Source organism: Emticicia fontis, assembly GCF_054779675.1.
Map to the genome: position 1 here is coordinate 345,887 of NZ_BAAGXU010000037.1, position 13,321 is coordinate 359,207.

Annotated in this window: 4 protein-coding genes; all 4 read left to right on the top strand. The window is 40.1% G+C overall.

Features of this window, described 5'->3' with window-relative positions; translation table 11 throughout:
* Window positions 1-541 precede the first annotated feature (541 nt).
* The 4 genes from ACYVFA_RS17340 to ACYVFA_RS17355 all read left to right on the top strand — a co-directional run bounded on the left by ACYVFA_RS17340 (window position 542) and on the right by ACYVFA_RS17355 (window position 13,316).
* Window positions 542-3,799 carry a SusC/RagA family TonB-linked outer membrane protein gene (locus ACYVFA_RS17340; RefSeq protein WP_460473117.1) on the top strand — a complete coding sequence of 1,086 codons (3,258 nt, stop codon included), beginning with the start codon at window positions 542-544 and terminating at the stop codon, window positions 3,797-3,799.
* Between the two features lie 25 nt (window positions 3,800-3,824).
* Window positions 3,825-5,546, top strand: coding sequence for a RagB/SusD family nutrient uptake outer membrane protein (locus tag ACYVFA_RS17345; protein ID WP_460473118.1), 1,722 nt, complete (start codon window positions 3,825-3,827; stop codon window positions 5,544-5,546).
* Window positions 5,547-5,625: 79 nt separating this feature from the next.
* Complete coding sequence (locus ACYVFA_RS17350; RefSeq protein ID WP_460473119.1) at window positions 5,626-9,180, top strand: VCBS repeat-containing protein; 3,555 nt, start codon at window positions 5,626-5,628, stop codon at window positions 9,178-9,180.
* Between the two features lie 959 nt (window positions 9,181-10,139).
* Window positions 10,140-13,316, top strand: a complete 3,177-nt coding sequence (locus ACYVFA_RS17355) for a SusC/RagA family TonB-linked outer membrane protein (protein WP_460473120.1) — start codon at window positions 10,140-10,142, stop codon at window positions 13,314-13,316.
* Window positions 13,317-13,321 lie beyond the last annotated feature (5 nt).

Sequence of the window (13,321 nt, forward strand, 5' to 3'; positions counted from 1 at the left end):
GATTGATACAATATTGCTTATAGACTAACTAAATGACTATTATCCTTACATGATTATTAATGAGTAGACCTCAGTTATTGACCTGATTTTTGGCTTTAAAAGCTCAACGTACTTCATCAAACAATTAATTCAAATTTTAGCGCTTCCACAGCAACCACTATAAAAACTGATTTTGTTGCGCTTTTCAGCGTAACAGATCTGACAGTAAAAATGGTAAGATAGAGACATAATGTAACCTAATTTTAAAGCAAGCGTCTTGATTCCGAACATTCTTTTTTACACAGCTTCATAAATAAGCAGTAGATTTTTCACAAAATAGGTTTTTTTTGACTTTGCAGAATTTTATTTGGTACAAATAAAAGGAAAGTTTATTGTGTGTTTGAGAGTTTATAAAAAAAACGAGAAAAATTTGGAAAATTTGTAGGATGCTTTTATAATTGTGCCCAATACACTTATTGATATATCTCAAGAAATTCTTGATATAATATAAGAACTTTAATTACAATTTATTTTTTACTTTTTTTTTAACTAAAACAAAACTATGAAACAAAACTACTTTGTGCCCATACGGGGTGCTCTGTTTTGTGGACTACTATGGATGATGTCTATAGTAGCTTTTGCACAAAAGTCTGTCAGTGGTAAAGTACGTGATTCAAAAGGAGAAGGCGTTCCGGGAGCCAGCGTTTCGGTGAAAGGAACTACGACGGGAACAATCTCTGACGCTGAGGGTAACTACAAAATCAGCGTTCCAAATGCAGGTGGTACATTAGTAATCAGTTCAATTGGCTACAAAACTGCAGAAATCAAAGTAACAACGCAAAGTACATTGGATGTAACACTTGAAGACGATGCGGCAAGTCTTGATGAGGTAGTTGTAACAGGTTACTCAGTTGATAAAAGACGTGAGTCAACTGGTGCCATTTCAACTGTAAAAACCAAAGACCTTACAACAGTTCCTTCTGCCAGTGTTGAACAACAGTTACAAGGACGTGTAGCAGGTTTGACAGTTGTAACAACCAGCCAGCCAGGTTCTGGTAGCCAGATCCGTGTGCGTGGTTTTGGTGCATTTGGTGGTAACGAGCCTTTAACTATCGTAGATGGTTTGCCTAGTGATGCAAGTTTCCTGAATCCGGAAGATATTGAGTCTACTACCGTATTGAAAGATGCTTCTGCTGCTTCTATCTATGGAGCCAGAGCTGCCAATGGTGTGATTATCTATACTACCAAGAAAGGTAAGAAAAACGCCAAAAAATTGAATATCACTTATGATGGTGTATTTGGTTTCACAGATCCGGGTAAAGGTCAGAAAATGATGAACCCACAAGATCAGGCTGATTGGACATGGACTGCACTTAAAAACTCAGGTGCTCCATTAACTCACCCACAATATGGTTCGGGCGCAACACCTGTACTTCCTGATTACCTGAAAGTAGGAAACAGAAGTGGTGTAATCGGTACTATCGATTTAGCTGCAGAGAAATTGAAATACAATATCACTGGCCCAACAATCGGTGATTACTATCAGGTAATTAAAGCGAATAAAGCAGGTACAGACTGGTATAAAGAATTAACTCAAACCGGTACAATCCAAAGACACTCATTAGGTTTCGAAGGTGGTGGCGATGCTTCTCGTTTCTATGTTGGTTTATCATTACAAGATCAACAAGGTATCTTACCTAGCCAGAGAGCAAAACGTATTGCAATGCGTGTAAACTCAGAGTTTGATCTTTTCAAAAATGTAAGAATCGGTGAAAATATCCAGTTGACATACCTTCAGATCTTAGGTCGTCAGGGTGGTAACAATGGTTTGCAGTCATCACAAGATGAAAACGACATCCTTGGTGCATTCAGATCTCCAACCATTATCCCTGTTTATGATGAATTCGGTGGATACGCTGGTACAACTGCACTTGGTTTCGGACAAGGTTCAAACCCTGTTGCTAACCAGATGGCAGGAAAACTAAACAGAAACTATAATGCTATCGGATCAGGTAACTTCTATATTGAAATTGACCCGATCAAAGATTTAACCCTACGCTCTTCTATTGGTGGTACTTTCAATAACTTCTACGGCTGGGGATATGGTCGCCCAATCTATGAAACCCTTGAAAACAAAGGTACAGTTTGGTCTTATAACGAAAGCGGTGGTTTCAGATTAGGCTGGACTTTCACAAATACCATCACTTATAAAAAGAAATTTGGTGCTCATAGCGTAGATCTATTGGCTGGCCAAGAGGCCCTAAATACAGGACATGGTAAAAACCTTTCAGCTGACGGTCGTGCACCATTCTCTGGTGACATGAACTATATCACTATCTCTACTTTGGATATCAGAAATCCTGCCAATAGTGTGAAAGATAATGGTGTTAACTTTAACTCTTACTTTGGTAGATTGATCTATGGCTTCAAAGATAAATACATCCTTACAGGGGTTATCAGACGTGACGGTTCATCTAGATTTGGTTCAAACAACAGATACGGGGTATTCCCTGCGGTATCTGCTGCCTGGAGACTTTCGGATGAGTCATTCATGAAAGGTCTTACCTGGATTACTGATTTGAAAATCAGAGGGGGTTACGGTACAATGGGTAACTCAAACAACGTTGCACCTGCCAACCAGTTCAACCTATATGAACAAAACGTAGGAACTTCTGGCTATGACATCAACGGTACAAACGCCGGAATCGTAGGTGGTTTCAGACAATCAAGAATTGGTAACCCTAATGCTAAATGGGAAACCAGTATCACCAAAAACATTGGTTTTGATGGTTCATTCCTGAAAGGTAAATTGGATGTGATCTTAGACTTGTGGCAAAAAGATACTAAAGACTTATTGTACACATTGCCTATTACACAAACAGTTGGTGGTGCTACTGCTCCTTCAGTGAACGTAGGTACAATGGTAAACAAAGGTATTGATGTTCAGGTGATCACAAGAGGTAAATGGGGTAGCGAAGTAGGTTACGAATTTGATGTAACTGGTAGTTTCCTTCATAACGAAATCACTGAAATCGGTGGTGGCCTTAAATACTTATTGGATGTTAACCCTGGTTTCAGAGGTGTAAACCCTATCCGTAACCAATTGGGCTATTCATTATCTTCTTTCTATGGATACAAAGTACAAGGTTTGTTCCAGACACAAGCAGAAGTTGATCAGGCTTTGAAAACAACACCAACTCCTGGTAATGGTGCTGCTATTCAAACAGGTGCAGGTCTTGGCCGTTTCCGTTATACTGACCTTAATAACGATGGTATAATCAATGATCAGGATCGTACTTATTTAGGTAGCCCGGTTCCTAAATTTACAGGTGGTTTGAATTTCAGAATCACTTACAAAAACTTTGAAGTACTTTCTTACTTCTATACTTCGATTGGTAACAAAATCTTTAACATCTCTAAAAGATTTACAGATTTCTATCCATTATTTGCTGGTTCTGCTATCTCTGAGCGTGTTAAAGACTCTTGGAGCCCAACCAATACAGATACTGATATTCCGCGTTTCGAACAAAATGATGGTTTCAGTACTGGTTCTCAATCGAGTAGCTTCTATGTTGAAGATGGTTCATACCTAAGATTCCAAAACCTTTCAATTGCTTACAATTTCCCAACGGCTATTGCAAACAAAATGAAACTAGGTAGAGTTCGCGTGAATGCTGCAGTTAATAACTTGTTCACTGTCACTAAATATGGTGGTCTTGATCCTCAAGTTGCGGGTGCTGCAGATACCAATTTTGGTGTAGACTTGGGTAACTTCCCAATGACTCGTCAGGTAACATTTGGTTTAAGTGTTGGATTCTAATCTAAGTTAAATTACAATTAAGAAAATGAAAAAAATCAAAATATTAATTTCCAGCTGCGTCTTATTTGCGGGGATGTATGCTTGTAAAGATAGCTTTTTGGAGGTTCCCCCAACAGGGTCGCTTTCTAAAGATCAGTTAACTAGTACAGCTGGTCTGGAAGGCTCACTAATCGCTGCTTATGCGCAGTTAAGTGCCTTAAGCCAAACACACTCTGGTCCGTCAAACTGGTTGATCGGTAGTATCAGAGGTGGAGACGCTAATAAAGGAACTGACCCGGGTGATGGTACGGAGATGATCCCTGTTCAGAGATATGAGTATGTTTCTACCGACCAGGTAGCCGGTAACGTTTACCAAAGTTATTTTGATGGTGTGGCAAGAGCTAACTCTGTTTTATCTTTGTTGAAAGAAGCACAACCAAGTGTGAAAGACGCAGATAAAGCCAGAATCACTGCTGAAGCGCGTTTCATCAGAGGTCACTTCTACTTCCAGTTGAAAAGAAACTTCAATATGGTTCCTTATGTTGATGAAAACATCGGTGTAGCAAACGGAATCGAGAAAGTAAAAAATGACGTAGACTTATGGCCAAAAATTGAGGCTGATTTCAAAGCTGCTTATGATGCGCTACCAGAAACGTCTTCTTCGGTTGGTCGTGCCAATAAATGGGCAGCAGCAGTTTATTTAGCAAAAACATACTTGTATCAGAAGAAATACTCAGAAGCAAAAGCACTTTTTGATCTGGTAATTGCAAATGGTAAAACAACTGGTGGTACTAAATACGCCTTGTTACCGAAATATTCTGACCTTTACAGAGTAGCTAATGATAATAATTCAGAATCAGTTTTCGCTGTACAGGCAACTGTAAAATCTGGTAACGGAAACAATGCCAACGGTGATTTACAATTGAACTATATTCAAGGCGTTGACCCAGGTACTTGTTGCGGATTCTTCCAACCATCATTTGAGTTCGTAAACTCATTCCGTACTGATGCAAATGGTTTACCTTTATTAGATAATTCTTATAACGCTCCAGGTAATGCTGTTAAGAATGATATGGGTATTAAATCTGATGAGCCTTTCACACTAGATGCAGGTCCGTTAGATCCACGCTTAGACCATTCAATCGGTCGTAGAGGTATTCCTTTCATGGATTGGGGTCTACACACTGGTGCTAGTATGATTCGTAACCAGCCAAATGGCGGTCCTTACTCTCCTAAAAAATACTTGTTCACTAAAGCAGAAAAAGCTGCTGGTTTGACAGAAACAGGTGGTTGGGGACACCAGACTTACAATGCGTATAACGTAACAATTATCAGATTTGCAGACGTTTTATTGATGGCTGCAGAATGTGAAATTGAGGTTGGTTCATTAGCAAAAGCACTTGAATATACAAACATGGTAAGAGGTAGAGCTACCAACGCTTCTGACTTCGTAATGTTGAATGGCAAGCCTGCTGCTAATTACAAAATCGGATTGTACCCTTCTTTTGACACAAAAGAATATGCAAGATCAGCCGTTCGTTTTGAAAGAAGAATTGAACTAGGTATGGAAGGATACCGTTTCTATGATTTAGTTCGTTGGGGTCAGGATGTTGAAGCCCTTAACCGTTACTTGAAATATGACCAGGCGTTATTACCAGGTGCATTTGGCGGAGCGGTTTATACAGCTAATAAAGCTTTATTCCCTATCCCACAAGGTCAGATTGACTTAGTAGGTGCTTCTATATTAAAACAAAATCCTGGATATTAATATTCAGATTGTCTAATATTTCTATCAGAAGAGATGGCTCAATGCCATCTTTTCTGATTTATAACCCCCCTGATTCCTCATGAAAAAGGTATTATTCCTCATTTTTATCAATGTTCTCCTTTTATCCTGCAAAAAAGAACAAAAACTCTTTACTCAACTAACTGCCGAAAAAACCAATATTCAGTTCTCTAACCGGATTGCCGAAAATGACTCATTAAATATTTTTACTTTCGAATATATCTATAATGGCGGAGGCGTAGCACTAGGCGATTTCAATAACGATAAACTCGTAGACGTATATTTTACCGGTAATACCACACCCAATAAATTATATCTCAACAAGGGAGATATGAAATTTGAAGAGGTTACCAAACAGGCAGGTGTAGATGGAGCCGGACGCTGGACATCGGGCGTGGCAATAGTAGACATCAATAACGATGGCTTATTAGATATGTATGTAACGGCCACAGCAAAAAAAGTGGCCAGCCAAAGGGCTAATTTATTATATGTGAATCAGGGCGTTGGACAGAATGGTATTCCGTCGTTCAAGGAAATGGCCTCCGACTATGGCATTGCCGACACTACGCATACGACAACCGCAGCTTTTTTTGATTATGACAATGACGGTGACTTAGATTTATATGTTTTGGTAAACGAAATGGATGATACCCGTTTCCCTAACCAGTTTCATGAAAAAGTAGTAGACGGTTCATCTAAACGCAACGACCGCCTGTACAGAAATGATTTTGACAAAACCAAGAACCACCCGGTTTTTACAGATGTAACCACACAAGCAAAGATTTTTGATGAAGGCTTTGGCCTGGGCATCAATATTACTGATATTAATCAGGATGGCTGGAAAGATATCTATATCACCAACGATTTCCTGACCAACGATTTGCTCTACATCAACAACCACGATGGCACATTCACCGATCAGGCGGGTAAATACTTCAAACATACCTCTTACTCGGCAATGGGTAACGATGTGGCTGACATCAATAACGATGGGCTGGTAGATATGGTCGCATTAGATATGATGCCTGCGAGCAACAATCGTAAAAAGATGATGACACCGGCCAATAGCTATACTACCTATCAGAACAACGATAAATATAATTATACCTATCAATATGCCCGCAATACCTTGCAGGTAAATCAGGGTAAAGATCCGGCAACGGGCGAACCCATGTTTAGTGAAGTAGGCTTACTGGCAGGCATTGCCCAAACCGACTGGAGCTGGGCACCGATGGTAACCGATTTTGATAATGATGGACTGCGGGATATTATCATTACTAATGGTTTCCCGAGAGACATTAACGACCATGATTTTCTGGCCTATCGGGAGGAAGTATATAGCCTGATGTCTAAAACAATGCTTTTGCAGTACGTACCCGTAATCAAACTCACCAATTACGCATACCGCAACAAAGGAAACTTCCAGTTTGAAGACGTGACCAGCAAATGGGGCATTACTGACCTTACCTCATCAAACGGTGCTGCCTATGCTGATCTGGATAACGACGGAGACCTTGACTATATAGTCAATAATATCAACGATTCTGCCTCGGTCTATCGTAACAACGCTATCCAGATCAAGCCTCAGGAAAGCAACTATCTGCGCGTAAATATTCAGGGCACAGGCAATAACCGGATGGGTATTGGTACCTGGCTTGAAATCCAATACGATAACGGACAAAAGCAGGTATATGAGCATACACCTTATCGCGGCTACCTGTCTTCCGTTGAGCCTGTCGCACATTTTGGTTTAGGCAAAACGCAGAAGGTTGACCAGGTGAAGATTGTCTGGCAAAGTGGAAAATCTCAGGTATTGAAAGATGTGAAAACCAATCAGGTAATAACGGTCAAAGAAACAGAGGCAACACTAGAAGCACCTAAGGCAAATCCAACGGCCCCAACAACCTTATTTACAGATATTAGTACACAATTGAATGTACCTTATAAACACGAAGAACCCGACTTCATTGATTTCAATGTGCAGAAACTGCTGCCTCATAAACTCTCCCAATTTGGCCCCGCTATGGCCGTAGGAGATGTAAATGGTGATGGCCTGGAAGATATGTTTGTAGGTGGCTCAGCCCAGCATAAGGGGAAATTCATGATACAAAGTAAAGACGGGAAATTCAGCATACAGGATTTACTGGATGGTCAGGATGGCCCGGCTAAAACTACCGAAGATATGGGCGTTTTGCTATTTGATGCCGAAAACGATGGAGATTTAGACCTGTATATTGTAAGCGGTAGCTACGAGATGAACCCCGGTTCGCCTGAATTGCAGGATAAATTTTATCTGAACGATGGCAAAGGACACTTTACTTTAAGCCCACAGGCAATTCCTCAATTCCTGAAAAGTGGTTCCTGTATCAAAGCCGCCGATTTTGACCATGATGGAGACCTGGATTTATTTATAGGCGGTAGAGTAGAGCCCAATAAATACCCTTCGCCGGTATCAAGCTATATCCTAAGAAATGATTCTTCGAAAGGGCAGGTGAAATTTACAGACATTACTGCGAAGGTAGCACCAAAACTACAGAATATCGGCTTGATATGCGACGCACTCTGGAGTGATTATGACAACGATGGCTGGCAGGATTTAATTGTGGTAGGTGAATGGATGCCGATTACGATCTTCAAAAATAATAAAGGCAAACTGGAGCCAGCTTTACAAACCGGAGCATTAAGCGGAAAAATAGGTTGGTGGACAAGCATCACTCCAGGAGATTTTGACAACGACGGAGACATAGACTACATAGCCGGAAATGTGGGCTTAAACACATTGATGCAAGCCAACGAGGGCCAGCCAGTAAGTGTTTACGCCAAAGACTTCAACAACGATGGTTTCTTTGATGCTATTCCGACAGTCTATTTCCCTGATAAAGACGGCAACAGAAAAGAATTCCCGTATAATACCCGTGATGACCTGGCGAAACAATTTATCCAGACCCGCCAGCGATTCCAGAATTACGCGAAATTTTCAGAAGCCACTATCAATGAAATATTGAAGCCCGAAGAAATGAACAATGCCTTGATATTAAAAGCCAACTGGATGAAAAGCAGCTATATCGAAAACAAAGGCGGAGGTATTTTTGAAGTAAAAGAACTACCGATACACGCCCAGTTTGCCCCGATATTTGGTATGGTGGCAGAAGATTTTGACCAGGATGGGAATCTGGATGTACTTATATCTGGCAATGATTTCGGAACTGAGCTGGCAGTAGGACGCCAGGATGCCATGAATGGCCTATTGCTGAAAGGAGATGGCAAAGGAAATTTTGCTCCGGTTTTACCCGAAAATAGTGGCTATTGTGTGGGCGGTGATGCCAAGAGCCTGGTAAGGCTGGCCGATGCCAGAGGTGGAATGCTTTTGGTGGCTTCACAAAATAGAAATACCCTGAAATTCTTCTCCTATAAAAATCCGGTAAAACGCGTGGCTTTGTCTCCTGACGAAACCACAGCCCTGGTGCAACTCAAAGACGGAAAAAAACGCAAAGAAGAAATAGGCTATGGTTCTTCATTCTTATCTCAATCGTCGCACAGTCTGGTATTGCCTGCTGATGCACAAGGCGTAGAGATTATCAGCAACTCAGGTAAGAAAAGGCAGATAAAACCATAATAATCTAAGCAGATTGAATCCGTAAAAAGGGGAAAAGTGTCAAAAATACACTTCTCCCCTTTTTACGTATAGTGCAATAGTGATTGATTTTTTTACTTATTTTTAAAAAAAATTATAAACTCCTGATAGAAAGATTAAAAAAGTATAAGTGGAGATTAAAATTTATAAAAAAAATAGAAAAATTTGGAAAAATTAAAGAATTGCTCTAATTTGTGTCGGTTATAGTTAGTAAAACAGAATTTCTTCTGTTTTTATTAACAAAATATACAGAAATCTATGAAATATATCTGCTTTTTGCTTTTAATAGCATTATAACAAAAACTGATATAATTCTGACTTATACTAAACCTATTTAAAACTAATACTATAAAAAGCCTATGTGAGACATTTCCTTAAATTGTTCTACTGCCCTTAACAAATCTCACACATCTTGCCTCAGAATACCTCGGTTATTCTGTTACTATATAACCTAATTTTAAACTAGATACTATAAAAAGCGTATGAAAGAAATTTTCCAATTATCCTTATTGGCACGCACCTCACTCTGATATAATTCAGAACGAACGGAATGCTATGTGCTTATTGATGCTTATCGGCATACCTCTCGCTCTGCTCTTGTTCAGAATGAATCAAATGCTCATATCTATGTTTTGCTGTTGCCTATTTTACAAAAGCGTATGAAGGATTATCTCATCAGTATTGCATTGCGCGGTTGTTAGCAGTACGAGCTGATTTATTACAATCCATTTTTTTACAAAAGCGTATGAAAGATTAATTTCTTTCCCATCAGTATTGCACTGCACGGTTCTTAACAGTGTAAGCTGGTTTTACAAATCAATTTTTTACAAAAGCGTATGAAAGATTAATTTCTTTCTTATCGGTATCGCCGTATACGGTTCTTAACGGTGTATGCTGATTTTTTACAATCAATTTTTTTAAAACCAATTAAAACAAAGCGTATGAAAGAAAACTACTTTGTACCTATAAGGGGTACTCTGATTTGTGGTATGCTATGGCTGATGTCCATTGTAGCGTTTGCACAAAAATCTGTTAGTGGTAAAGTTAATGATGCAAAAGGTGAGGCTATTCCTGGTGCGAGTATTACCATAAAAGGTACTACAACCGGAACAATCACAGATGCCGAAGGAAACTACAAAATCAATGTTCCGAATTCCGGTGGTGTTTTGGTAGTGAGTTCAATTGGTTACAAAACTCAGGAAGTAGCAGTCGGTAATCAATCTACGTTAAATTTAGTTCTGGAATCAGACGAAGCAGCTTTGGATGAAGTAGTTGTAACCGGTTACGGTACGCAATCAAAAAGAGACATTACCGGAGCCGTAACAACCGTAAACGCCAAAGATTTACAGTCGGTGCCTGCCACTACCTTTGCGCAACAGCTACAAGGACGTGCCTCAGGTTTGAGTATCGTAAATGACGCTACTCCCGGCGGTAATGCAACCGTGCGTATCCGTGGTTTTGGTACAATCGGTAATAACGACCCTCTATTCATTATTGATGGTGTTCCTACAGAGAACCAGGGAAACCTTAACCCGAATGACATTGAAACCATCCAGATCCTGAAAGATGCTTCGGCTTCTTCAATCTATGGTTCACGCGCGGCTAATGGTGTGGTAATCATCACCACCAAAAAAGGAAAAATCGGTCCGGCTAAAATCAGCTTTTCAGCTTACTATGGCGTACAGAAAGTTTCAGAAAACGTACAATCATTGAATGCAAAAGAATTAGGTGAGTACTTATATCTGGCCGATAAATATGCAGGAAAAACACCATCACACGGGCAATATACCTTTGGCCCTAACGGTGAGGTTTCTATCCCTGATTATGTATTCCCAAGTGCTGGTAAATCTGGTGCAGCTAATACAAATCCTGCCTTATATTCATTGACACCTGATAATATCTATCCTATTACCAAATCGGCAGATACTTACTGGTGGGGAGAGTTAACACAAGCGGCTCCTATTCAAAACTACCAGTTAACAGCTAGTGGTGGTTCAGAGAATAGTCGCTATGCACTATCGGTAGGTTATTTCTCACAAGATGGGGTAGTGAAGTTTATCGGTTACGATCGTTATACTTTACGTTCAAACACTGAGTTCTCGGCTATTAAAAAGAAATTGAGAATCGGTGAAAACTTTACCGTATCATTTGATAACCGTAAAGGTGGGTTCAATAACAACGAAGAGCAAAATGCGGTTTCGGGTTCTTACAAACACCACCCATTGCTACCAATCTATGATATCAACGGGTTTTTCGCAGGTTCGCGTGGCGCTAACTTAGGCAATAACTCAAACCCTTATGCTACATTGGCACGTGCTGCTGATAACAGAAGATACCGTTTGAGAGGTTTTGGTAATGTTTACGGCGAATATGACATTCTTCCGTTCCTGACCTTCAAAACCAGCTTAGGTATCGACATCACGACTGAAAACGGTAAGTATATCGGTCGTGCTAACCCTGAGTATATCGAAGGTAGCTTCAATAACGGCTCTGAGTCAAACACCAGCTACGATTACCAATGGGTATGGCAAAATACGCTATCGTTCAGCAAAGTATTCAACAATGTTCATAAAGTTGATGCCTATATCGGTACTGAGGCTATCAAACAATTCGGTGAGTATTTTGGTGCTACCCGTAATGGCTATGCTTTCGAAACGCTCCCAATCATCAGCTACCTTGACTTAGGAGACCCAACCAGAGTAGGTAACTATGGTAGAGTAGGTAATGACTACACCTTATCTTCTCAATTCGGTAAGTTCAACTATGCTTACAACGATAAATATCTGGTACAGGCTATCATCAGAAATGACGCCTCTTCTCGCTTCTTGTCCGCTTCCCGTAATGCACTTTTCCCTGCGTTTAGCTTAGGCTGGCGTTTATCAGAAGAGAAATTCATTTCAGGTAATCTATCATTTATCAGCGATTTGAAACTTCGTTTCGGTTGGGGTAAAACAGGTAACCAGAAAATCGGTAACTATAACGCTTATACTACTTATCGTTCTGATATTTACCATGCAGGTTATCCGATTGATGGTAGCCAGACTACACCAACCATTGGTTATGATACGCAGGCATTTGGTAACCCTAAAGCGAAATGGGAATCTACTACTTCAACCAACGTTGGTTTAGATGCATCGTTGTTTAAAGGTAAATTAGGCTTCGAAATCGATATCTGGAAACGTGTAACATCCGATATGTTATTCACTACACCATTAACCTTTTCTGTGGGTGATGCCAACGCACCAGCCTTCAACGTAGGCCAGATGACTAATAAAGGTATTGATTTAGGTATCAACTATAAAGGCAATATCAATAACTTCCGTTATAGCATTGCCGGTAACTTATCAAGCTATAAAAATAATGTTGATAAGCTGGATGCCAGCCCTAATACCCGTTATTTCGGATATGGCTCTCGTGTACCTGCTGTTACTTTAACTCAAGCCGGCTTACCAGTATCTTCATTCTATGGTTATCAGGTAGTAGGTATCTTCCAGACTCAGGCAGAAGCTGACGGATGGCCTAAATATGAAGACTATAACAAACCAGGTAAATTCAAAATTGCTGATATCAATGGCGATGGCAAAATCACAGATGCTGACCGTACCATCATCGGTAATCCTCACCCAGATTTCGTTTATGGTCTGAATCTTAACCTTGGCTATAAAGCATTTGATTTAACAATCTTCTGTAACGGAACACAAGGAAATGATGTATTTAACTATACCCGTTATTTCTCTGATTTCAACACCTTCCAGGGTAACCGTTCAAAACGTGCTTTGTATGATGCATGGCAGCCAAACCATACCTCAGGTACTGTGCCTATCATGGATGCCAACGACCAGGTATCTAGCCGCCCTTCAAGTTATTTCATCGAAGATGGTTCATATTTCCGTATCAAAAATGTTCAGTTGACCTACAATCTGCCAGCAAAAATCGCAAGCAAAACAGCTTTAGACCATGCGCAGATTTATATGCAAGTACAAAACTTGGCTACGTTTACAAAGTATACAGGTCTTAACCCTGAAATTCAGACAGGAACCGACAATACTTTAGGCTTTGATGGTGGGTATATGCCAGTATCAAGAACATTTATTTTAGGAGTTAACCTTGGTTTCTGATAATT